This is a genomic window from Kluyvera chengduensis (genome assembly GCF_044197065.1).
Lineage (GTDB): Bacteria > Pseudomonadota > Gammaproteobacteria > Enterobacterales > Enterobacteriaceae > Kluyvera > Kluyvera ascorbata_C.
Genome location: NZ_JBIQOI010000002.1, coordinates 429,460 through 453,454 on the forward strand (window position 1 = coordinate 429,460; position 23,995 = coordinate 453,454).

21 protein-coding genes are annotated in these 23,995 nt (G+C 52.0%); 12 read left to right on the plus strand and 9 right to left on the minus strand.

Annotation, left to right across the window (positions count from 1 at the left end; all coding sequences use genetic code 11):
* Positions 1 to 332 precede the first annotated feature (332 nt).
* The 7 genes from yeaG to ACH1XZ_RS07735 all read left to right on the plus strand — a co-directional run bounded on the left by yeaG (position 333) and on the right by ACH1XZ_RS07735 (position 10,079).
* Entirely contained in the window at positions 333 to 2,267 is a 1,935-nt protein-coding gene (yeaG, locus tag ACH1XZ_RS07705) for a protein kinase YeaG (RefSeq protein WP_395595062.1), read from the plus strand.
* A gap of 114 nt (positions 2,268 to 2,381) precedes the next feature.
* Entirely contained in the window at positions 2,382 to 3,659 is a 1,278-nt protein-coding gene (locus ACH1XZ_RS07710) for a YeaH/YhbH family protein (protein WP_395595063.1), read from the plus strand.
* Between the two features lie 136 nt (positions 3,660 to 3,795).
* Complete coding sequence (dgcJ, locus tag ACH1XZ_RS07715; protein ID WP_395595064.1) at positions 3,796 to 5,304, plus strand: diguanylate cyclase DgcJ; 1,509 nt, start codon at positions 3,796 to 3,798, stop codon at positions 5,302 to 5,304.
* Entirely contained in the window at positions 5,297 to 5,797 is a 501-nt protein-coding gene (locus ACH1XZ_RS07720; RefSeq protein WP_395595065.1) for a YbaK/prolyl-tRNA synthetase associated domain-containing protein, read from the plus strand. The genes dgcJ and ACH1XZ_RS07720 overlap by 8 nt, the downstream gene beginning before the upstream one ends.
* A gap of 284 nt (positions 5,798 to 6,081) precedes the next feature.
* Positions 6,082 to 7,425: a glycoside-pentoside-hexuronide (GPH):cation symporter gene (locus ACH1XZ_RS07725; RefSeq protein ID WP_395595066.1), complete on the plus strand. Its 1,344-nt coding sequence runs from the start codon at positions 6,082 to 6,084 to the stop codon at positions 7,423 to 7,425.
* Positions 7,426 to 7,432: 7 nt separating this feature from the next.
* Positions 7,433 to 9,469 (plus strand): glycoside hydrolase family 31 protein, encoded by a 2,037-nt coding sequence (locus ACH1XZ_RS07730; RefSeq protein WP_395595067.1) that lies wholly within the window; start codon positions 7,433 to 7,435, stop codon positions 9,467 to 9,469.
* A 163-nt stretch (positions 9,470 to 9,632) separates the two neighbouring features.
* Entirely contained in the window at positions 9,633 to 10,079 is a 447-nt protein-coding gene (locus tag ACH1XZ_RS07735) for a DUF441 domain-containing protein (protein ID WP_395595068.1), read from the plus strand.
* Here ACH1XZ_RS07735 and ACH1XZ_RS07740 read toward each other — a convergent pair.
* Positions 10,063 to 10,854, minus strand: a complete 792-nt coding sequence (locus ACH1XZ_RS07740) for an AraC family transcriptional regulator (RefSeq protein WP_395595570.1) — start codon at positions 10,852 to 10,854, stop codon at positions 10,063 to 10,065. The two genes, ACH1XZ_RS07735 and ACH1XZ_RS07740, sit on opposite strands and share 17 nt — an antisense overlap.
* A 99-nt stretch (positions 10,855 to 10,953) precedes the next feature.
* Between ACH1XZ_RS07740 and ACH1XZ_RS07745 the strand changes: the two genes are divergently transcribed.
* Complete coding sequence (locus ACH1XZ_RS07745; protein ID WP_395595069.1) at positions 10,954 to 12,138, plus strand: CynX/NimT family MFS transporter; 1,185 nt, start codon at positions 10,954 to 10,956, stop codon at positions 12,136 to 12,138.
* 114 nt (positions 12,139 to 12,252) lie between these two features.
* On the opposite strand, the gene ACH1XZ_RS07750 is transcribed toward ACH1XZ_RS07745, so the two are convergent.
* Positions 12,253 to 12,960, minus strand: coding sequence for a CTP synthase C-terminal region-related (seleno)protein (locus ACH1XZ_RS07750; protein WP_395595070.1), 708 nt, complete (start codon positions 12,958 to 12,960; stop codon positions 12,253 to 12,255).
* Positions 12,961 to 13,097: 137 nt separating this feature from the next.
* Between ACH1XZ_RS07750 and ACH1XZ_RS07755 the strand changes: the two genes are divergently transcribed.
* Positions 13,098 to 13,442: a DUF488 domain-containing protein gene (locus tag ACH1XZ_RS07755; RefSeq protein ID WP_395595071.1), complete on the plus strand. Its 345-nt coding sequence runs from the start codon at positions 13,098 to 13,100 to the stop codon at positions 13,440 to 13,442.
* Between the two features lie 30 nt (positions 13,443 to 13,472).
* Here the strand turns inward: ACH1XZ_RS07755 and ACH1XZ_RS07760 are convergent, their stop codons facing one another.
* Entirely contained in the window at positions 13,473 to 13,778 is a 306-nt protein-coding gene (locus ACH1XZ_RS07760) for a hypothetical protein (RefSeq protein WP_395595072.1), read from the minus strand.
* 60 nt (positions 13,779 to 13,838) lie between these two features.
* On the minus strand, positions 13,839 to 14,087 hold the full coding sequence (locus tag ACH1XZ_RS07765) for a putative hemolysin (protein ID WP_227675092.1): 249 nt from the start codon (positions 14,085 to 14,087) through the stop codon (positions 13,839 to 13,841).
* Between the two features lie 321 nt (positions 14,088 to 14,408).
* On the opposite strand from ACH1XZ_RS07765, the gene ACH1XZ_RS07770 reads away from it, so the two are divergent.
* Positions 14,409 to 15,428: a sensor domain-containing diguanylate cyclase gene (locus ACH1XZ_RS07770; protein WP_395595073.1), complete on the plus strand. Its 1,020-nt coding sequence runs from the start codon at positions 14,409 to 14,411 to the stop codon at positions 15,426 to 15,428.
* Between the two features lie 46 nt (positions 15,429 to 15,474).
* Positions 15,475 to 15,579, plus strand: a complete 105-nt coding sequence (locus ACH1XZ_RS07775) for a YoaK family small membrane protein (protein WP_035897158.1) — start codon at positions 15,475 to 15,477, stop codon at positions 15,577 to 15,579.
* 99 nt (positions 15,580 to 15,678) lie between these two features.
* Here the strand turns inward: ACH1XZ_RS07775 and ACH1XZ_RS07780 are convergent, their stop codons facing one another.
* From ACH1XZ_RS07780 to ACH1XZ_RS07800, 5 genes are all read right to left on the minus strand, one after another.
* Positions 15,679 to 17,004, minus strand: a complete 1,326-nt coding sequence (locus ACH1XZ_RS07780; RefSeq protein WP_395595074.1) for a GGDEF domain-containing protein — start codon at positions 17,002 to 17,004, stop codon at positions 15,679 to 15,681.
* A gap of 346 nt (positions 17,005 to 17,350) precedes the next feature.
* The gene (locus ACH1XZ_RS07785; RefSeq protein ID WP_395595075.1) at positions 17,351 to 17,611 is read right to left on the minus strand and encodes a DUF2534 family protein; all 261 of its coding nucleotides are present in this window, start codon (positions 17,609 to 17,611) and stop codon (positions 17,351 to 17,353) included.
* 364 nt (positions 17,612 to 17,975) lie between these two features.
* Positions 17,976 to 18,611: a carbonic anhydrase gene (locus ACH1XZ_RS07790; RefSeq protein WP_395595076.1), complete on the minus strand. Its 636-nt coding sequence runs from the start codon at positions 18,609 to 18,611 to the stop codon at positions 17,976 to 17,978.
* 104 nt (positions 18,612 to 18,715) lie between these two features.
* Positions 18,716 to 18,895: a diguanylate cyclase domain-containing protein gene (locus ACH1XZ_RS07795; protein ID WP_395595077.1), complete on the minus strand. Its 180-nt coding sequence runs from the start codon at positions 18,893 to 18,895 to the stop codon at positions 18,716 to 18,718.
* Between the two features lie 83 nt (positions 18,896 to 18,978).
* Positions 18,979 to 22,791: an autotransporter outer membrane beta-barrel domain-containing protein gene (locus ACH1XZ_RS07800; RefSeq protein ID WP_395595078.1), complete on the minus strand. Its 3,813-nt coding sequence runs from the start codon at positions 22,789 to 22,791 to the stop codon at positions 18,979 to 18,981.
* 433 nt (positions 22,792 to 23,224) lie between these two features.
* Here ACH1XZ_RS07800 and ACH1XZ_RS07805 point away from each other — a divergent pair, with 433 nt between their 5' ends.
* Entirely contained in the window at positions 23,225 to 23,854 is a 630-nt protein-coding gene (locus tag ACH1XZ_RS07805) for a LuxR C-terminal-related transcriptional regulator (RefSeq protein ID WP_395595079.1), read from the plus strand.
* The last annotated feature ends 141 nt before the right edge of the window (positions 23,855 to 23,995 follow it).

The window sequence follows — 23,995 nt, forward strand, 5'->3', positions numbered from 1 at the left end:
ATCTCGCCTATTGATGGCAACACGCTTGCAAATACGTGACAGCACTATGAAAGCGTAAAAAATAGTAAAAGAATTAATGTCCGTATTTTTTGATGAGTTATTGATATGTCATTGAAAATCGTTTTTCCCGCCATGCAAGTTTTGCAAATGCCATCTACGCTTAATTTTAGAAGGTGTAATCGCCGCGCACGTTACCGTTAATCGTCCAACAACCTGGCACAAGGGTTGCTGGATTAAGGAGTGAGCGTCGTTCGGCTTACCTCTTCCGGGAGCCCCCACTATTCATACCAATGGCTCTTAACCTGTGCTAAAAAATGAAAGGACGGCATGCCATGAATATATTCGATCACTATCGCCAGCGCTATGAAGCTGCCAAGGACGAAGAGTTCACACTGCAGGAGTTTCTTACCATTTGTCGGCAAGATCGCAGTGCCTATGCTAACGCAGCAGAACGGCTATTAACCGCTATTGGCGAGCCCGTAATGGTTGATACTGCCCAGGAACCGCGGCTTTCCCGTCTCTTTTCGAACCGAGTCATCGGACGCTATCCGGCGTTTGAAGAATTCTACGGCATGGAAGAAGCGATTGAACAGATCGTCTCCTATTTGAAACATGCCGCCCAGGGACTGGAAGAAAAGAAACAGATCCTCTACTTATTAGGCCCGGTCGGCGGCGGTAAATCCTCGCTGGCAGAGCGTCTTAAAGCGCTGATGCAGCGCGTGCCTATTTACGTGCTGAGCGCCAACGGCGAGCGCAGCCCGGTTAATGACCACCCTTTGTGCCTGTTTAACCCGCAGGAAGACGCGCAGATTCTGGAAAAAGAGTACGGCGTGCCAACTCGCTATCTGGGCACCATTATGTCGCCGTGGGCTGCTAAGCGCCTGCACGAGTTCGGCGGCGATATTACCAAATTCCGCGTGGTGAAAGTCTGGCCATCCATCCTTGAACAGATTGCGATTGCCAAAACTGAACCGGGCGATGAAAACAACCAGGATATCTCCGCGCTGGTCGGTAAAGTTGATATCCGTAAATTGGAACACTTCGCGCAGAACGACCCGGATGCCTACGGCTATTCCGGCGCCCTGTGCCGCGCCAACCAGGGGATCATGGAGTTCGTCGAGATGTTTAAAGCGCCCATCAAGGTGCTGCATCCACTGCTGACGGCCACCCAGGAAGGGAACTACAACGGGACCGAAGGGATCTCCGCCCTGCCCTTTAACGGTATTATCCTGGCGCACTCGAACGAATCGGAGTGGGTCACTTTCCGCAACAACAAAAACAACGAGGCGTTCCTCGACCGTGTTTACATCGTCAAGGTGCCTTACTGCTTACGCATCTCTGAAGAGATCAAGATTTACGAAAAACTGCTTAACAACAGTGAGCTAACCCATGCGCCTTGCGCCCCTGGCACGCTGGAAACGCTGTCACGCTTCTCCATTCTGTCGCGTCTGAAAGAGCCGGAAAACTCCAGCATTTACTCGAAAATGCGCGTGTACGACGGTGAAAGCCTGAAGGATACTGACCCGAAAGCGAAATCCTACCAGGAGTACCGTGACTACGCGGGCGTGGACGAAGGGATGAACGGTCTCTCCACCCGTTTCGCCTTTAAGATCCTCTCGCGCGTGTTCAACTTCGATCAGGCCGAAGTGGCGGCGAACCCGGTGCATCTGTTCTACGTACTGGAACAGCAGATCGAACGCGAGCAGTTCCCACAGGAGCAGTCAGAACGCTACCTGGAGTTCCTCAAAGGCTATCTGATCCCGAAATACGCCGAGTTTATCGGTAAAGAGATCCAGACGGCGTACCTCGAATCCTACTCGGAATACGGACAGAACATTTTCGACCGTTATGTCACCTACGCCGATTTCTGGATTCAGGATCAGGAGTATCGCGACCCGGATACCGGACAGTTGTTCGACCGTGAATCGCTGAACGCTGAACTGGAGAAAATTGAGAAGCCTGCCGGGATCAGCAACCCGAAAGACTTCCGTAATGAGATAGTCAACTTCGTACTGCGCGCCCGCGCCCACAACAACGGCCGCAACCCGAACTGGACGAGCTACGAGAAGCTGCGCACGGTTATTGAGAAGAAAATGTTCTCCAATACCGAAGAGCTGCTGCCGGTAATTTCGTTTAACGCGAAGACCTCAACCGATGAGCAGAAAAAGCACGACGACTTTGTCGACCGGATGATGGAAAAAGGCTATACCCGCAAACAGGTTCGCCTGTTGTGTGAATGGTATCTGCGCGTGCGTAAATCGTCATAACCACACGGTACCCGGCAGCGTTCGCGCTGCCGGACCGACAACAATGTCCCGTAGGCCGGTTCATCCGGCACTTACAGGCGCAGTAAGTTGGCAAAAAGCAGTTCAGGAGGGGCTATGACCTGGTTCATTGACCGGCGTCTGAACGGCAAAAACAAGAGTGCGGTTAACCGCCAGCGCTTCTTGCGCCGTTATAAAGCGCAAATAAAACAGTCGATCTCCGAGGCCATCAACAAACGTTCGGTGACCGATATCGACAGCGGTGAATCTGTCTCCATTCCGACGGATGATATTAACGAGCCGATGTTCCATCAGGGGCGCGGCGGGTTGCGGCATCGGGTTCATCCCGGCAACGACCACTTCGTACAGAACGATCGTATCGAGCGACCACAGGGCGGCGGCGGTGGTGGCGGTAGCGGTCAGGGACAGGCCAGCGCCGATGGCGAGGGCCAGGATGAGTTCGTGTTCCAGATTTCCAAAGATGAGTATCTGGACCTGCTGTTTGAAGACCTGGCGCTGCCGAATCTCAAACGCAACCAGCAGCGACAGCTAACCGAGTATAAAACGCACCGTGCGGGCTTCACCGCCAACGGCGTACCTGCCAATATCAGCGTCGTTCGCTCGCTGCAAAACTCCCTCGCCCGCCGTACGGCGATGACTGCGGGCAAACGTCGCGAACTGCACGCGCTGGAAACCACGCTGGATGAAGTGGCCAAAAGCGAACCGGCGCAGCTTCTGGAAGAGGAACGTCTGCGTAAAGAGATTGCCGAACTGCGGGCAAAAATCGACCGCGTGCCGTTTATCGACACCTTTGATTTACGCTACAGAAACTATGAAAAACGCCCAGAGCCTTCCAGTCAGGCGGTGATGTTCTGTCTGATGGACGTCTCGGGTTCGATGGATCAATCCACCAAGGACATGGCAAAACGCTTTTACATCCTGCTCTATCTGTTCCTGAGCCGGACCTATAAAAACGTCGAGGTGGTCTATATTCGCCACCATACCCAGGCCAAAGAGGTGGATGAACACGAGTTCTTCTACTCGCAGGAAACCGGCGGCACAATTGTCTCTAGTGCGCTGAAGCTGATGGATGAAGTGGTGAAGGCCCGCTACGACCCGGCACAATGGAACATTTACGCCGCCCAAGCGTCGGATGGCGATAACTGGGCGGACGACTCCCCGCTGTGCCATGAAATTCTGGCGAAGAAAATTCTGCCGGTGGTGCGGTATTACAGCTACATCGAAATCACCCGCCGGGCACACCAGACGCTGTGGCGCGAGTATGAGCATTTACAGCAGACGTTTGATAACTTTGCCATTCAGCACATTCGCGATCAGGAAGATATTTATCCGGTCTTCCGTGAGCTGTTCCACAAGCAAAGTAGTGAAAAATAACGCTAACCGGCTGTCTCTTCAGAGGCAGCCCCTTCCCCGATGTTTTCAAAACATTTCTATCGCTAATGCATTGCTAGAGATACCGGGCACGCCATGTTAATATTCAGACAGACATGGAAGAACATATAATTTCACTATGAAACTGCAGAATAAAATACTGCGATTTGTCATTTCATCAGGCGTTGTCATACTGACATCCTCTTTCCTGATTTATGAATTAGTCGCCAGCCATCGGGATATGTCCGAATATATGCGATATATCATCGATAAAGGTGAATCGGCCTTTCTCTATGAGAAATACCAGAACCAGCTGATTATATCGCAGTTTGCTCAAAAACTGGATGAACGGCCCACTGCCGAGGAGGCCGCACATGCCTGCGCCAGCGTACAGCATCATGGCAGCATTAACGGTCTGAACATCGATGGCTACACCTATTCGATGCTATCCGGCTCGCTTACTGCGGGCAAAACCCCCTGTGATAAATGGGTACAAAGCCTCCCGGCCCTCGAGGCTTTTGACTCGGCCATCGATGATAGTTCCATCTGGAAACCCCGCCTACCCGATGTGGTACCCCAGCAGAAACGTTTTCGTTATTATATTGATGTAGTAAATCAATATATCTATTTTAATTCACCAGTAGTTATTAATGACGCAACGTTAACCAGCTGGAATTTCCTTTATGGCGATCGACTGGGTATATCTCCGGCCAGCCTGGAGAATTTATTCCTTGGTCGAACGGTGGTATCCAGTATCTATATTGATACCTTTACTCATAAAAATATCTTAACGTTTTTAACACCGCTCTATCATCATGAAAACCTGCAGGGCATCGTGATGGTCGATCTGTCCCATCAGGACCTGCATGATATTTTTTATACCCGTGACCGTCCTCATTTCTGGCGCTATCTGGATATCTCATTTATTGATTCCGATAATAACGCCCATATCGTGGTCCATCGCAGTGCGTCTCACCTGCTGAGCTATGTACACTACAGCCACCCGCTGGCGGAAAATATGCGCGTGGTGCTGTCACTGGATGTGATGTACTTCCTGCTGAGTTCGTGGAAACTGTTCCTGTTTTATCTCATCTCCACCGCCGCCTTGCTGCAGCTGGTTCGCACGCATTTCCGCCTCTACCGGACGGTAAGCCAGGAGAACATCAGCGATGCGTTGACCGGGCTTTACAACCGTAAGATCCTCTCGTCAGTGCAGAGCATGCGCTTACAGCGCCTGACGGAACAGGGAGTGGGCATTGTGGTGATAGCGCTCGACTGCGACAGGCTGAAGATTATCAACGATACCTGGGGCCACGATGAAGGCGACCGTGTGATAATCATGCTAGCACAAGCGATATCGGCCACGATCCGCAAGAGCGATTATGGCGTTCGCCTGGGTGGCGACGAGTTTTGTATTATCCTGGTTGACTACGAAGAAGCCGAAGCGCAGGTGATAACCGAACGTATTCAGGAGCATCTGACGCTTATCGACACCGAAAACCGCGTGAGTTTCTCCTGGGGCGCCTACAAGATGCGCCTTGGTGATACCCTTGAAGAGTCGATGAAAATAGCCGACCGGCGCCTTTACCAACATAAACAGCGTAACAGAACCGCTTCGGCGCAGACGCATGGAATAAATAATGATTGAACCCGTCACTGTAGATATTCATCAACGGCTTTTGGGCCTGCTCGACGAGCACCAGGCGCGGTATCGCGTGATGACGCACGATGCCGTGGGTAAATGTGAAGCTGTGTCTGAAATTCGCGGCACCGCGCTAGGCCAGGGCGCCAAAGCGCTGGTGTGCAAGGTGAAAGGCAACGGCGTAAACCAGCACGTACTGGCTATCCTCGCCGCCGACCAGCAAGCCGACCTCGCGCAGCTGGCCCACCATATCGGCGGCTTAAAGGCGTCTCTCGCCAGCCCAGCTGAAGTGGATGCCCTCACCGCCTGCGTGTTTGGCGCAATTCCGCCATTCAGCTTCCACCCGTCACTGCGTCTGGTGGCCGACCCACTGCTATTCGACCGCTTCAAGGAAATCGCGTTTAACGCTGGCAGTCTCGAAAAGTCGGTGATCCTTAATACTGAAGATTATCTGCGTATCGCCCAGCCAGAGTTGGTCTCTTTCCGCCGTCAGTCCTGACGTTTCGTATACCGTAGGCCGGATAAGCGAAGCGCCATCCGGCACGCAGTCACCGATTGCCGGATGGCGCTTCGCTTATCCGGCCTACAGCACCCCACCGCTGCTCTCGATTTTCCGGGTTCACCCCGTCGTTACATTCACACCCATTCAATCTGTTACCGGTATCACGCAAATCAGTTTACGTAAGCGTAATACGGAATATCGCAATTGTTAACTTTTCTCATTCATCCACACTGTATGGCGTCTTTCCCCACAATCGTGCTGTAACGACACCAGGTGATACGATGAACATGAAAGTTACCCGTAAAGAGAAAATCAGCTATGGATTAGGCGACATGGCCAGCCATATTGGTCTGGACAACGTCATTATCTTCTTAACCTTCTATTATACCGACGTGGTTGGCCTGCCTGCCGCCTTCGTTGGCACCATGTTTTTACTGGCGCGTACCGCCGACGCCATCATCGACCCGGCAATGGGCTATCTGGCCGACCGTACCCGCTCGCGATGGGGCAAATTTCGTCCGTGGATGCTCTGGCTGGCGCTGCCTTTCGGCGTGAGCTGTCTGCTGACCTACGCCGTACCGCAGTCGCTGGATATGTCTGGCAAAATGATCTTCGCCAGCGTCACCTACACCTTCATGATGCTGATGTACACCGCCATCAACATTCCCTATTGCTCGATGGGCGCGGTCATTACGCCAGACAACGATGAACGCATCTCGCTGCAATCCTGGCGCTTTTTCCTGGCCACCCTCGGCGGCGCGATGTCGACCTTCTTTATGATGCCGCTGGCCGAATATCTCGGCGGTGATGACAAACTGATGGGCTACCGCTCGGCGATGGCCATCATGGCCTGCGTTGCCGTGGTGATGTTCTGGATCTGTTTTGCCAACACCCGCGAACGCATTAAGGCCCCGGCCACTCACAACAACTACCTCGCTGAACTGCGCGACCTGCTGCGTAACGATCAATGGCGCGTGGTCGCCGTCCTGGTGATGACCAACATCGGCTTCGGCGTCATTCGCCTTGGCGCCATGATGTACTTCGTCACCTACTACCTCGGCAGCGCCGCTTACTTTATGTGGATGCTGGCCGCGCACATCATCGGCAAAGCCGCCGGTAGCCTGCTAGCTAAACGCCTGACCTGCAACGCCAACAAAGTTCAGATGTTCGGCTACTGCGCCGTACTGGCCGGGGTACTGAGCATTGGGCTGTTCTTCGCGCCGAAATCGGTCATGGTATTGGTGCCGCTCACGTTCATCGTCTCCACCCTTTATCAGTCCACCACCACCCTGATGTGGGTGATGATGGCCGACGTCGCCGACTACGGCGAATGGCGTCAGGGTAAGCGTATGGACGGCATTATCTTCTCGACCTTCCTCGCCGTGCTCAAGCTGGGTATGGCGCTGAGCGGGGCCATCGTCGGCTGGACGCTTGGCTTCAGCGGTTATGTCGCCAACGCGCCGGAACAAACGCCGCTGGCGATGCACTGCATTGTCGCCCTCTTTACCGTGGTGCCTGGGCTGCTGTCACTGGGCGCATTCATCACCCTGCGCTGGTACAAGCTCGACGACTGCACCATGCAGGAAATCAATCTCGCGAAAACCCAATCTCTTGTTAAAGGATGAGTCAACCATGAGCGAACTAATTCAGCATCCAAACGCTATCGAATGGCGCTTCGAACGGCAGATACTACGTGTAGAACCCTGGGGAGAACACAGCCTCCGCGTCCGCGCCACCTGTGCTCCAGCGTTCAAAGCTGAACTTAATGCGTTGCTGCCCCAGGCCGAAGGCCAGGCGGTCATTCAGCAGGATGCGGAAACCCTGACCTTAACCCACGGCAATATTCGCGCAGTATTGAATCTCAAGGGGCAACTGGCGTTTTACAATCAACGCGGCGAACTGCTGCTGGAAGAGATGTGGCGTCAGCGCTCAACGGTGGGAATTGGCGCCAGCGAAAAGAGCCAGGACAAATACGTCAGCGCCCTGAAGCTTGACGGTCGCGAATTTAAACCGCTACCCGGCGGTAAGTATCAACTGACGGTGCGTTTTGAGTCGCGCGATGGCGAGCGGCTGTACGGCATGGGCCAATACCAGCAGCCGTGGCTGGATCTCAAAGGCTGTTCGCTGGAGCTAGCCCAGCGTAATTCCCAGGCCAGCGTGCCGTTTTTACAATCCAGCCTCGGCTACGGCCTGCTGTGGAATAACCCGGCCATTGGCGAGGCGGTGCTGGCGAAAAACCACACCTGGTGGACCGCGCGCGTCACTGAAGAGATGGATTACTGGATAACCGCAGGCGATACCGTCGCCCAAATTACCCGTCAATACGCGCGCGCCACCGGTACGCCGCCGCCCGCGCCGGAATTTATCAGCGGCCTGTGGCAGTGCAAGCTGCGCTATCGTAATCAGCAAGAAGTGCTGGAAGTGGCGCGTGAATATCATCGCCGCCAGCTACCGCTCTCGGTGATGGTTATCGACTTCTTCCACTGGCCGAACCAGGGGACCTGGTGCTTTGACCCGGTTGACTGGCCAGACCCGAAAGCGATGGTAGAAGAGTTGGAATCACTCGGCATTAAGCTGATGGTCTCCGTCTGGCCGACGGTAGAAGCGCGCAGTCCGTTGTTCCCACACATGAAAGCCAAGGGCTGGCTGGTCACCAGCGATCGCGGAGTGCAGGTCAATCTCGATTTTATGGGCAACACCACCTTCTTTGACGCCACCCACCCGCAGGCGCGGGAGTTCGTTTGGGAGACGGTGAAGAAAAATTATTACGATCTCGGTATCAAACTGTTCTGGCTGGATGAAGCCGAGCCAGAGTACCGCGCCTACGATTTCGATAACTATCGCTATCATGCCGGTCCGGTACTGGAAGTGGGCAACCGCTACCCGCGCGATTTCGCGCAGGGCTTCTACGATGGGCTGCACGACGCAGGCGAACGCGATATCGTCAACCTGGTGCGCTGCAGCTGGGCCGGAAGCCAACGTTACGGCGTGCTGGCCTGGTCAGGTGACGTGCACTCGTCGTTCCATGCCTTCCGCAACCAGCTTGCCGCTGGGCTGAATATGGGTCTGGCGGGGATCCCGTGGTGGACCACGGATATCGGCGGTTTCCAGGGCGGTAACATTCACGACCCGGACTTCCACGAACTGCTAATCCGCTGGTTCCAGTGGGCGGTGTTCTGCCCGGTGCTGCGTATGCATGGCTACCGCGAACCGCGCGTTCAGCCGCCGGAAAGCTACCGCCACGGTATTCCGCAGTGCGACAGCGGTTCGCCTAATGAGCTGTGGAGCTACGGTGAAGAGAATTTCGCCATTATGCAGCGCTGGCTTGGCGTGCGTGAAAGCCTGCGCCCGTATATTGACGCGCTGTACGATAACGCCCACCGCCACGGCGACCCGCTGATGCGCCCGCTGTTCTGGCACTACCCTGACGAACCACAAAGCTGGCAAACGGAAGATCAGTATCTGTTCGGTGAGGAGCTGCTGGTTGCGCCGGTGATGCACGCAGGACAGCGCCAGCGCGATGTCTGGTTACCGAGCGGTAATGCCTGGGTTAGTCTCGACGGAGAACGCTATCAGGGCGGCCAGCGCATCACCGTCGCTGCCGGGTTAGAGACGATTCCACTGTTTATTCGCGAAGGCAGCCCATTAATAACGGTATTGGTCAGATAATCAGGCAAATGCCTGAAATCCTCGATAAAAATTGAAAAAGACCTGTGTACGCCCCGCTTCTTGCGTACAGTAGAGTGACAAACCAGTAGCCCGGCCGAGCGCAGCGACGCCGGGCTACGATAATGCAGTCTTTTTTTCTTTTTCTGGCAAGGATTACCGCTCTATGCTCGATACCACCCTACTGATCCTTCTGGGTCTGGCGGCGCTTGGCTTTATCAGCCACAACACCACCGTCGCCGTCTCCATTCTGGTTCTGATTATTCTTCGCGTCACCCCGCTAAGCACCTTCTTCCCGTGGGTCGAAAAACAGGGGCTCAGCATCGGAATTATCATTCTAACCATCAGCGTGATGGCGCCCATCGCCAGCGGCACGCTGCCCGCCTCCACGTTGATACACTCGTTTGCCAACTGGAAATCGCTGGTTGCCATTGGCGTCGGCGTATTTGTCTCGTGGCTCGGCGGGCGCGGCGTGACGCTGATGGGGACTCAGCCGCATCTGGTCGCCGGATTATTGATAGGCACGGTGCTGGGCGTCGCGCTGTTCCGCGGCGTGCCGGTGGGGCCATTGATTGCCGCGGGCCTTGTCTCGCTGCTTATTGGGAAGTCGTAGTCAGCGCCGCCAGATAGCGCCCCGGCGTTTGCCCCAGCCCCTTACGGAACATGGTGATAAACGCCGTGGTGGAGTCGTACCCCAGCGATAGCGCCACCTGCTGTACGTTAAGCCCGCGTATTAACATCTGCAGGGCGAGAATCAACTGTAGCTGATGCCGCCAGCGGCGAAAGTTCAGCCCGGTCTCTTTTACCACCAGCCGGGCTAGATTGCGCTCGCTCATGGCAAAGCGCTGCGCCCACTGCGCCAGCGTCTGCCACTGCGCGGGCTCCGCTTCCATAGTCTCGACCATCAGACGAATTTTCGGGTGCGCGGAGACCGGCAGCTGTAACTGCTGCTCGGGCTGCTGCGGTAGCTCATCAAACAGAACCTGTATAAGCCGCTGGGTTTCTGGCTCCAGCCGCTGCGCTTCATCGCGCTGCGCCAACGATAAAATCAGCTCGCGTACCAACGCCGATATCTTCAGCGTGCAGCAGTGCGCTGGCATCTGCGCCGCACCGGGTTCGATAAACAAAAAGCACAGTTCCGCCTGCGGCGTAGCCCGATTGCTGTGCGGCACTTCACCGGGGATCCACACCGCAAACTGTGGCGGCACCATCCACATCGCATTTTCCACTTCGCAGGTAATCGCACCGCGCAGCGCAAGAATCAGCTGCCCTTTTCGGTGCTGATGCCGTGGAATATGCTGCTCACTCTCTGCCACCTGTACCCCAAACGCGACGGCCGCATCCTGATAGCTATCCGGGTGATAGCCGCCTAAACCGAGTCCCAGCATCATTTTGTCCGAATTTAGCGATAATCTGTCATTTTAGCTTGATTTCAGCAAAGGCTAAACCGGGTATTGTAGTGCTCCCACTCTTTTGTCGAGATGACTATGTCTGATGTTGTGACGTCTTCCAGCCGTCGTTGGCTGCTGATTATTGGTATTTTATTGATTGCTTCGACGCTGCGTGTCACCTTTACCGGCGCGGCCCCCTTGCTCGATGCGATTCGCGCTGAATACGGCCTGACCACCGCACAGACCGGGCTGTTAACCACGCTGCCGCTGCTGGCGTTTGGCCTGGTCTCACCGCTGGCGGCCGGGGTTGCTCGCCGTATTGGTATGGAGCGCAGCCTGTTTATCGCTATGCTGCTGATTTGCGCCGGTATCGCCGTGCGCTCCCTGCCGTCGGTCGCGCTGATGTTTATCGGTACCGCCATTATTGGCTGCGGGATTGCGCTCGGCAACGTCCTGCTGCCGGGGTTAATCAAACGTGATTTTGCCTCCCAGGTGGCGAAATTCACCGGGGCCTACTCGGTCACCATGGGGGCCGCCGCCGCGTTGGGTTCAGCGCTGGTGGTCCCTATTGCGCTAAGCGGTTTTGGCTGGCGCGGCGCGCTGCTGATGTTGATGGTATTTCCCGTATTGGCGCTGCTGTTCTGGCTGCCGCAATGGCGGGCAGCAAAAACCACGGCCATCTCCAGCAGCGGCGCCATGCATAACCGCGGCATCTGGCGCTCGGCGCTGGCCTGGCAGGTGACGCTGTTCCTCGGCCTGAATTCGCTGGTCTACTACGTGATTATCGGTTGGCTGCCGGCAATTCTGATTAGCCAGGGCTACAGCGAAGCGCATGCTGGTTCTCTGCACGGCCTCCTGCAGCTTGCCACCGCCGCTCCCGGTTTTGTGGTGCCACTGATCCTGCATCGGATGAAGGATCAACGTGGGATCGCCATTACCGTGGCGCTGATGTGCGCTGTGAGCGCACTGGGCTACTGGCTCTTTCCCTCACAGGCGGTGCTCTGGACGATTATCTTTGGCTTTGGCTCCGGCGCAACGATGATTCTGGGCCTGACCTTTATCGGACTGCGCGCCAGTTCGGCGCATCAGGCCGCCGCCCTGTCGGGGATGGCGCAGGCGGTGGGTTATTTGCTGGCAGCGTGCGGACCGCCGCTGATGGGGAAAATTCATGACGCAACAGGCGCATGGCATATCTCATTAATAGCAGTGGCAATTGTTGCGCTGGTCATGGCGGTGTTTGGCGGGCTTGCCGGTCGAAATAGAGAAATTAACGTCGGGTAAAACGCCGCCCGACGTCGGGGAACCTATCCTGTAGGCCTGATAAGCGTAGCGCCATCAGGCAATATTGCCGCACATTGCCGGATGACGGCGTTGCCTTATCCGGCCTACATGATTTTACTGGGCTGCGGCGTGCAGGAAGGCCTGCACCAGCGGTGCAGGACGCCCCGCCAGCGCGTTACGTTCATGCTGGAACAGCGTGGCCACGAAGAACGGATGCGTCACCAGTTCCACCGCACGAATGTCTCCATTTTCATCCCAGCCGGTTACCCGCAGCGCCTGTGACTGCAAGGCATCGGCAAATTCGCCAGAGATGCCGTAGTTGCAATGATAACCCTCTTCAATGCTGTCACGACCGTAAGCGCGGGCAATTAGCGTGTTGGCGCGCAGTTCAATGGTATCGCTCTTCTCCACCAGCGAGCAGGTAAGCGGCGCAATCACCATGCGGCCTTCGGTATCCGTTTCCGCATGCGCGGCATCTTCCCAGCCCATCACGTTACGCGCGTATTCCAGAATGGCGTGCTGGAATCCCCCGCACGTCCCAAGAAACGGCAGACTATTTTCGCGAGCATAGCGGGCGGCAATCAGCGCACCTTCGGTATTTTGATACGGGCTCGCCGGTACCAGCCAGATGCCATCAAAATCGGCGAGCGCGTCAGCGCTATGCACATCGCGCGTCGCCACCCAGCGATATTCAATAGGACGTTCCAGCACCGCAGCGGCGTCATCAAGCGCCAGCGGAATGGCCTGATGCGCAAGGACATCAGCATTGTAGTCGCCCACCAGGGCAATGCGAAGAACAGGGGTAGTAGCGGAGTTTTCCATGGGAGATCCTTATGTACAGACATGACGAACGGCATAAGGAGCCTCAGATTAGCGATGTCGTCGTGCTTTAGCAATACCCGGAGGGCGAACCCCACGAATCTTTGTGGTATGGTCGAATGGAAAAAGGGAGGAAGGATATGATCCAGTGTAAACGCGTGTATGACGACGCAGCACCTGACGATGGTTACCGTGTCCTGGTCGACCGGTTGTGGCCGCGTGGCATCAAAAAGGAAAACCTTATCTACGATGAATGGTGCAAAGACCTTGCCCCTTCAGCCGAGCTGCGCAAGGCCTACCACGGCGAGGTCATCGACTTTGCCACTTTCTGTCAGCATTACCGCGAAGAGCTTTCGCACCACCCGGACGAAGGCCAGCGTCTTGCTGACATTGCGCAAAAACAGGGATTAACGCTGATTTACGCGGCCGCCAATACCGCACAAAACCATGCGCGCGTACTCGCCGACTGGCTAAAAAGTCGCTAAGCCCTGAACGCGATGTCTGCGGACATCGCGTTATCCCACCAGGGCCGCGCGCCCTTGCTCAACCCGCGCATCCGGGGTTAATGGCAGTAGATACTCTGAACGGACAAACGCAAACCCCTGCTGCCCCTCACCTGCGCTGACTTCACCGGTAACCAGCCACAACGCACGCGGCGCATCGGCGGACAGTTCGGTCATCACACCGTTAACCGGGTTCAGGCAACGCTCTCCTGGGTTAATCAGCGCAAACAGTTCAACACTCTTACCAATATTGGCTCGGCCAGCAGCAGTACGGGCACCGATGATAACGGCGATGGTACCCGGTTTTAGCGAAAACATACGTCTCTCGTTAATCAGAATTATCTTAGGTGCGCAGTTTACTGGATAGAGAATGTACTGTCATTTTTTCTGTGGATGATCGCGTCGCCACAACGCCCACTCCTCAATCGTTTCACCATTCGGCAGTTTGCAGAGGCTTGATTCACCCTGTGCGTTGACCTGACGAATGCTTTCTCCCCCTTTCTGCTGACAGTAAACCGCAGCAGGATTTGCCATACCGATTTGCGGCGGTAAAGGCGCTTCTGGTTCAGCCTGTTTTGCACACCCTGCAAGCAGCAATGGCAGCAGTAAAACGTAGCGACGGGACATCATTTCTCCTTAGTTTCACACTGGAATTTAGCTTTAAACTCCATAATTTCTTCAAATTAACTACACTTTTGCGACGTAAAGTACATTTCGTTCTCAACTGACCAGAGAACAGAACATTCCATAATCAATGAGTTATTTTGCCCCATCTCCCCCGATGGGGCTTTTTTTTATCTGTAATAAGAAGCAGATAACCTCCCGTTACACACCTTTTAGCCACAGAGTGCTTACCTTCTGGATACATAATGTATAAAATTTAGTGAGTCTGGATCGCATTCAGGCGCAAATACTGCCATTCACGCTATCGTAGGGACCCTCGTTTTCATGTCAGATATTATTCTTGCTCGGGTATCGCAAACGCTTGCCACTGAACAATCGCTGGAAAGTCTTGTTCGCCAACTGCTTGAGATGCTTGAACTGGTGACCAATATGGAATCCACCTATCTGACGAAAATTGATACCCAGGCCGACCTGCAGCATATCGTGTATTCGCGCAACAGCGGCGAAATGAACATCCCAGAGAATCTCTCCGTTCCCTGGGGCGATACCCTGTGTAAGCGCGCGATGGACGACGGCTGTTTTTACAGTGACCATGTTCCTGAGCAGTGGGCCGATTGCGATGCGGCCAAAGCGCTGGGTATCACCACGTTCCTGAGCACGCCGATTCACCTGACCGACGGTTCGCTGTTTGGCACGCTGTGTGCCACCAGCACCAAGCAAAAGCCGCTCAGTTTTAATAGCGAACACGTGCTGCAATTGTTTGCCAGCATTATTGCCCGCTATATCGAAAAGGAGTCGCTGGTCGCCCAGCTTCAGGAGGCGAACGCCGCGCTGATTTATCACTCCTATACCGATGCCCTCACCGGCCTTCCCAATCGCCGTGCCGTTTTTGAAAATCTGGAGACGCTGTTCTCGCTTGCGAGACACCTAAACCACTCGGTGATGCTGGCCTTTATCGACCTCGATAAGTTTAAGATGATCAACGACTGCTATGGGCATCAGGCGGGCGATGCATTTTTACAGCAGGTGGGTCAGCGTCTCAAGCTTGGCATCTCCCCCGACGACCAGCTTGGCCGGTTGGGCGGCGATGAATTTATGGTGGCCACGCTTGCCCGTACAGCGGTACAGCTTGAGCACTTTGCCGAAACGCTACGCCAACTGCTAGTGGGTGATTATCTTCTTGGCGATACGCTGATTCACTATCCCGGTGCCAGCATCGGCGCCATTGTGGTCGACCCCAACGTGATGGATCCTGATAGCGCGCTGCGGGCGGCAGATAGCGAAATGTATCAGGATAAAAAATTCCGTCATCGTCCGGAAATTAGCGCCCAACGGATTGAGTAATTACAGTATCATACGCGCTGTTTATGGAAAAATTCAGGATGTCACAATGAGATTGGGTATCGCCTTCCCCATCGTTATCTTCATTATCGCCGTGATCTTTCTGGCCTGGTTTTTTATTGGCGGTTACGCGCTGCCGGGAGGAGCACAATGAGAAAGACCACGATTATTATGCTGATCATCGCCGTCATTACCGTCGTAGGCGTTCAGCTAGGCTGGTGGTAAACCAGAGATAAGCCGAGCATTGCCCGGCTTATCGCCTTTCCTCGCGACGCTTCTTCATCTGATACATCTCTTCGTCGGCCTGTTGAATCGCTGCATCCAGCGTTGTTACGCACGGCGCAACGCCCCAGGATACCGACAACGGTACCGACTGTCCCTGCGGGTTGAACGGAAATACCGCAATCTTTGCCGCAATCCTTTCTGCCACCATGTGCGCATGCGCAATATCAGTACGGCTCAACAGCACCACAAACTCATCACCGCCGCTACGAATAACCCAATCGCCATTCGCCCGAACATCGCTCAGCATACACTGCGAGATAGCCTGTAGCGCCCGGTCTCCGGCCTGATGACCATAGTTATCGTTGATAGCCTTAAATTTATTGCAGTCGAAAAGCACCACCGTCATAAAGGGCAACCCACGTTGCTGAATCAGCGCGAAAATATTGCGCGTAAAGCAGCCGGTCAGCGGGTCGCGGTAAAAACGCAGATCGGCGTGGTTGAGGTGATAGCGAATCAGCAGGAACAGTAAAAGCAGCAGCACCGGCGCCATCGCCAGAATCGCCAGTGCATAAGGGTTGTGCGTAATAAACAGCCACACGGGAAGCGCATATTTTATTTCATAGCGCGACGATACCGTGTGAATACGGTAACTATCCAGCCAACGGCAATTACCGGTAATACACAGCATCTCGCCGGTTTGTTTGCTTTGATAGCCCAGAATCAGCCCGGATGGCACCTGCTGATTGAAGGCCAGGGTCAGCATTCGCAGTAGTTCGGCGCGAGAGAGATCGTAGGCCAGATAGCCGATGATGTGATTGCTCGGCTCTCCTTCCGAGAGATCGTAGATATAGCTCACCACGCTGTAAGCTTTATCGCCGGTGATTTTATCGGCGTAAAAGGTGGTCGAGCTGAGTGATTTTTTACGCACACTCTTTTGCAGCACGCGATCGTAGAACATCTCCGGCTCATTGAAAAAATGAGTCGGATCGTGCGCCATCTGCGAGGTTTCAAAGCTAAACGGGATGGAATCTGTTGGGGTGAACCAGTAAAACCAGCGGCCATCGCTGGCAATAATATAGCGATGAATATCATGCTGTTCGGGGTTCAGTGCGCGAACTTTATCCCGAATGTACTCGGCGGCAACGTAAATGCAGCGGGCGCTGCGTTCCGGGTTGCGGGTTATCAAAGCACCATGCTGATTATCGATATTTTTCGGATCGGCGTTAATCCCCCAGGCATCACCACGAGGCTGAAAAACGTCAGCATCACCACACAGGTAGTGACGACTTATCTGCTGATAACGCACGCCGGAGGCTTCCGCCATCAGCTCATTATCGTTAAACAGCGTCACCATCTGATTTTGAAGCTCGTGAACGCCTTCGTTTACCTGTGATATCGTTCGTTGGTATAAGAAAAAAACGGCAAGGCAAATAAGCAGACAGGTGACCGCCCCTGAAATCAGCAGGGACTGCTTTTTACGCAAACTATCCTGAATAATTCTCACTGACACCCCGTGTGGATGGGTTAATTCCCTAAAACGCCACCCGCGCAGTCAGCCACAGCGTCACGGTACGTTTTCAATACGTATCAGAACATTATGGACGAGAACTTTCGCAAGCGAGAATTTGATCCTGTCAGGAGTCAGGCCTGATGGCAATAGGATTTCAGATAGGGTGAGCACGGACTCTCACCCGAAGTGATTAGTGTTGGTTATCGGAACCTAAGAAATAAAACCCCAGCGGGATGGAACACAGGATGGTAAATATCGAGCTATAGACCATCACCATCGCGCCCTGCAGCACAAACATACCCGTGGTCCACTCGGCGTACGGCAGATTATATTCTCTGACCACACCACCAAAAGTCGCTCGCCCTACCACTATCACAGCAATGGTAAATACCACCACAGCACACAGCAGGAATTTCTTGCCGTTTGGTGTCCGCAGTTTCTCCAGAATCATCGCATCCTCCCGACGCTGACCACACGATATTTTGCTGTATTTGTAACACTAATGAAGCATGAATTGAATGTTTTTGTTTGAGTAAGGTAACTAAGTGACGACCAGAACGGACGCGATTCGTTCCCGTCTTGATGCGGGTCATCATGCTAAAGCATGACCATAGTGGGCCATATTCATCCTTTTGCAGGAGCGCCCTTCTGTCTTGATTTGCCATGTTTAAAACAACGGCAACGGAGGACAAGACGATGGCCTGGCAACCTTTTCTCTATGTAATAACCAATGCAACCCCGCGTCGTTCGGCAAAACGCGGCAAGCTCACACTGGTTAAAAAACGTTAACGCCGCCCGCAGGCGGCGTTGGGGGATTATTCGAAGAAGACTTCCGGGTTATCCGCCAGGGAGACAAACGTTTTGGTGTTTTTATCCAGCGCGCGAATAGCACCGCTTTCAATGTCATACACCCAGCCATGCAGACGAATCGCGTTATCGCGCAGACCAACCGCTACCGACGGGTGGGTTTTGATGTTGTTCAACTGCGCAATGACGTTCTCTTCAACCATCGCGTTCACCTTGTCGGTTTCGTTCGCGTAGGTTTTCTTCTCAACAACCGCTTTAGCGGCATCGGAATAGCGCAGCCAATGGGAAACAGCCGGCATCGGCTCCAGGCACTGGCAGGTAGCAATCGCTTTCATTGCGCCGCAGTTAGAATGGCCACAAATCACAATATCGGTAATGCCAAGCGCTACCACCGCGTACTCAATGGTTGCAGATACCCCACCCGGCTCCGGGCCGAAGGACGGCACGATATTACCGGCGTTACGGATAACGAACAGCTGCCCTGGCTCCTGCTGGGTCACCAGTTCAGGGACCAGACGGCTGTCAGAACAGGAGATGAACAGCGCTTTTGGATTCTGGCTGGACGCCAGGCTGCGGAAGAGTTCCTTACGTTGAGGAAAAACTTCTTTCTGAAAGTTGAGGAACCCTTCAATGATATGTTGCATAGCAGTATCTCTTTTTCGTTTTTACGCAGGTCATGATTGAAATCACATTTTCAGTGTACCACCTGTGAGCAGAAGAGAAAGCACTCAATAGTGTTACCCCTTCGTTACTCACTGACAACAACTCGGTTTCGCCCACTCCTTTTGGCGGCATATAACGCTTTGTCAGCGAACGAAATGCACTCATCTGCCGTGAAACGTTTATCCACAGAGGTAAACACACCGATACTGACCGTCATTGGTTCCGGTGTGAATTGTGGCGCATTTTTTTCGGTCTCTATCGCCATGAGACTCTCCGAAATCTATAGATAAAAAACCGGCATGATTACCATGCCGGTTTGCTTGTTTACCTATTCAGGTAGCGCTGTTGTTAGAAAGCATATTTGAAAGAAACCGTCCCCGCCTGTCCGGTTTCATGCTCAGAGGTTGCAAGATTGTAGCTAATACCCCAGGTCATATTACCTTTCTGCATTTTCACGCCCAACTGACCGTTAAACGATGTATCGTCCATGACCTGCGCATTCATTGTATCGGTGGCGCTAACACCATAGGTGCGCACTTTTGTATTGGCGTGGGTATCGCCTGCAACTGGAACTACGGCCAAATCAGCCTGAGGACTGACATTCCAACCGCTGCCAACTGCAAAGTTTTTACTCAGCCGTACCCCGATAGGGAATTGCCAGATATCCTGACGCTCTTTCCCTGTACTAAACATGGCTTCGTTATTCACCTTAGTTGTAAAACCTTTTGTAGTCAGCTGGTTATAACGTACGCCAGCATAAGGGATAACATCAACCACATCCGTTTTGAACAGATACTCTCCGATCATCCCGACACTAAGAAGCTGCGCATCAACACTGCCTTTGATTTTGCTGCCCATGCCGAAATAACCAGGAATGCGCTGTTGCAGATCGTTATTGCTGGCTGAATATCCTACATCCGCATTGATACTGAACGAATCAACCCTCCAGCTTTCATACAGACTCGCGCCAAAGAAATTAAAATCGTTCTTAGTACTGTTGAAATCACCTGATGAGTTTACTTTACCATTACCCGCATGGAGGGCAGCACCACTTCGTAATTGGCCGGGGCCTACATCACGAGTCACATCAGCCCCTGCAATGACGCCATAAAAGTTAGTGTTATATCCATAATCCATGCTACCCGCGCTAAAATCACGGTTACGGTTATTGCCATACAACACGTTAACCCATACATCCGCATCCTGGCCTCCGTTGCGCACAGAATGGTTGGCAATGGAGTTATGGTCCTGGATAGCTCTCGTTGCCGCGGCGGTTGTGGTAAGCAACGTATTTTGCACCGCCCCTGCAGTTGCCATCTGAGCTGCGCTATTCACCGTGCGAACGATATCACTGGTCGATGCCTGAGGAGCATCCAATACTCGGGACAGAAAACGGATCCCGGCAGAAGGACTCGTAGCTGAGTTAAGGCCATTTTGAATCATACTGTCCAGTGTGTTAGGTAGCACCACTCCAGGTAACGCATCAGCAGCCGCTTTCGCTGTGGTCGTTACCGTAACGGATTCCCCCTCTACCGTGCGTTGTCCATTCAGCATCCGATTGAGAATCAGATTCGACCCAGCCCAGCCATTGTCACTAACTGCTGAACTGCTGAAACCGTTCGTGATGTTATAGGTGCTATTGACCTTCGCCCCTGAAATATAGAGTTTTGCACTGTCTGCAACATTCAGCGTACCGCCGATAGCGCTAAGTGCAGCCTGACCTGCTGCCGCATCAGCATTGACCATCAGTAAAGAGTTGTCAGCAAAAGTTGCCTGATTAGCAGTTGCATCTCTGTCTTGCGACAAACTTATCAGCCCCCCGTCTACGCGCAACCCACCTTTGGTAACATCAAGAGTTTGTGGTGCGACAATACTCAATGCTGCGGTAATACCATCAGCACTCCAGTTCAAGCCTGTGTTAGCAAACATAGTACTTGTGTTATCAAAAGCGATATCGCCCAATACCAGCACCGAGTTCTGACCTGCAGAGAGCAAACCATTAACAACGCTGCCGCCCAAAACGGCGCGAGAAGCAGTATCAATAATTGAACCATTCTGCCAAACAGGATCGAGGAATACTTTTGCGCCATTCAGGTCCACAATTCCCGCAAGCAAATTCCCCGCACTATTGCCATTCCCGACAGAGATAACTGTGCCCGTATCTGCTGTCAGTTTATCTGCTTGCAAACTTCCTAGCACGGTCAAGGTTGACTGACCTGTTAAGGTGACATCTGATTTCAATATTGCAGCATCATCAATGGTGACCTGACCGCGACTGTTAACCCCCTCTCCTGTAATCGTATGGGTACCAGCAGCAACAAGCATCTCTCCCGTTTCACCGACATTAACAGTACCGTTTAAGGTTCCTGTCGCGTTGGGAAGGACACGGGTACCCAGTTGCAGGGTGCCCTCTTCAATAGCGACATTCACAATTGCATCTGGTGTATCCAATACATCAATAAGTGCTCCACCATGCGCCCCTGTTAAGGTAAGGAATTGCCCATTGCTAATAGTCACTTCGTTCGGTCCCCCCCCCGGTACAGACGCTAACTGCAGGCTTGAAGCACCAAATCCCTGCAACGTTGCTTCCGTGTTCAAGTCATCAGATATTTTCCCAACGATTAAGTGACTTTTATCAGTCCCGACATCTACCTGCACCAGCGTCGAACCGGTACTTGCAGCTTCAGCCACTGTCGCCTTGTCAACGACACCATCACCATCGACCAGTTGCCCTTCCATAAGCAGAGTCGTTCCGCCCATTTCGCCCAACAACTTGTGCACTGACTGAACGTAAGCCAGGTTATAAGCCAAATCATCCAATGACAGCACACTGCTATTAAAAGTGATTCTTTGACCTGTGGTGTTAAAGTCACCCGCAGTAGCAACCTTTCCTGCCACATCAAGAGCGTTGGTAAAAATTTGCTGGGAGTTAGTACGCAATCCACTATTATTTAATGTTAATGAAGCAGACTCCGTTAATGCGATGGTATCCGCCAGTAGCTTCCCGTGATTAATCACCAAACTACCGCTGCTGAGATTAATCGCTGATGTCAGCGCACCATCACCGGTAACGTTAAGACTCCCCTCCACTCCCACTTGGCTGTTCGTTAATCCGCCAACCAATAATGTGGGACCGTTAATTTCTAGCGAATCAAAACCACTGAAGTTATTACTAAACGAACTGGTTTCTTTCCCAAGTGAAAGCATCCCTCCGTTATTAGAAGTAATGGATCCATCAACAGTCGTCGCATCTAATGAAACTGTGCCCTTATTGATACTAATATCACCATGGACTGCACTTTTCACCATGCTCAGAATAGTCTGTGCAGAGTCATTTAGATTGAGATCACCAGTAAGACTGCTGTTTTTAACCTCAATTTCAGTTAGCAACCCAGATGCATAAATAGCGTTATCACCCGCCTGAAGCTTGAGATACGGGTTAGCTGTCGAACTGTTACTGTTATCAACCGTACTATTATAAATATTTATTTTATTACTTCCGGCACCAAAGACAATTATTGCCCCACCGGCAATGACACTACTATCTATATCAATATCCTGAACCCCAGCACCTCCCGTAACAATATTCCCAGTAAGGGTGCTATTATTCAAAATATCAATAGTGTTATCACCAGAATCTGCCGAGTCATTGTAAATAGCAACGCCCTGTAGCCAGGGTTTATTTTTATTATCATAAGTCGCAGATTTACCGCCATGAATCGTAGAACCATCAACTACAATATAAGTTGTAGTGCTCGCATTACTGTTACTGGTTTCAATAACATCAATTTTTGAACCATTAGTCAGGTTAACCGTAGCCTCTCCACCATAACTAGTGTTAATCAAATGACCAGTTAAATTCGTACCTGATAGCGTAAGTGTCTGGTGCTCCCCCACCTTACGCAGCGCTTCACTAGAAAAATAGATGCTAGCTGCTGTATCTGGGGTACCCGTTAAAGTTGCGATACTACTTTCGCTTGGAGATCTTAGCCCCCACAATCTCTGTGAATCATACCAGTTAATACCAGAGCACTGGGAAGACTGACCGTTGCATGCCTGATCTTTGATTACAACTTCCGCAGCAACTGGCATCATTGGACTACTTCCCAATATGAGTGCTACACTTTGCGCAATAATTGTTAATTTTATATTATGTTTCATGGTTCGTTCCCTCGCTTTGTATAACCCCCTGAAATCAGGAAGTTATCACTTTGCTATGCCTAGAACTATTCAAACCGGGGTGTCAAAACCACCCTTAAACTGAAACATCATTTATAGCTTGATTCGTTGAAGGCTATAATTAGTAACCACATGCAACGCCCCTACGATAAAAAACACCCACGTTACAAATTGAATCATAATTAATACATTTTGAAATATCTTTCAGATGTTCCTGCGTGGTTGTGGAAAAATCTCATAATTCAATGTATGAAATTGATTTATAAAGCATTTCATTACAAAAATACACATAGAGCACAATTTGCCATTAAAAAGTTAAGAATTTTCCTATCATATCGCGCAACTTCCCAATTGCAATTAATCAGGGAACCAGCAATTGTTTAATCGTCCACTTAATTTACAGGGCTGAACAGGGATGATCGTAGTCGTTTCATCGTGCGTTTACTTTAGAGAAGGATTTAAGTCATTAATTTCTGAATTTATTCATCAAATTAACGACTTCAAAGAAATTATATATGTAAATAATGTGAAAGAGATAACACCATCACTCTTTGCATCAGCCAAAGCTATTATTGTTGATTACGGGCAACCTGACATAAGTTGCTTAATATCATTTTTTGAAAGTAGAAATACACCTCACAATACGTATTCTATTTTTATCACAAGAGATAGTTGCTTTGAAAACGCTTTAGAGAATGTGCTTATCAACACAATTGCAGATTTTACAATAGATAGCAAAATGTCGATCACTATGTTGAGGTTAAGTCTCGCACATCTCTCACGAGTAATGGATAAAACAACCTATTGCAAAGACCGAAATTTACGACTAATTGAACACACTCACAGTCTAACAAAAATAGAGACAATATTACTCCCGTATATTATCTCAGGCAAAAAAAACAAAGAAATATCACGTTATATTGATATGAGCGACAAGATAATTAGTCATCACCGTCGAAACATATATAAGAAATTTGATGTTGATAGTATCAGCGGGTTGTATCACGCATTTGAAAACCCTGGAATAAAATCAATCAAGGAGTAAATACTCAAATATTGATGGGACGTGCCAGCCAGGCAATGACAGACCAGGGCAACGACTCGAGGGGAAAAGAGTGGAGAATGCCGGTAATATAATAGCCAGTTTGCGCTAGAGCTAATAAAGGAGAACGCCGCCCGAAGGCGG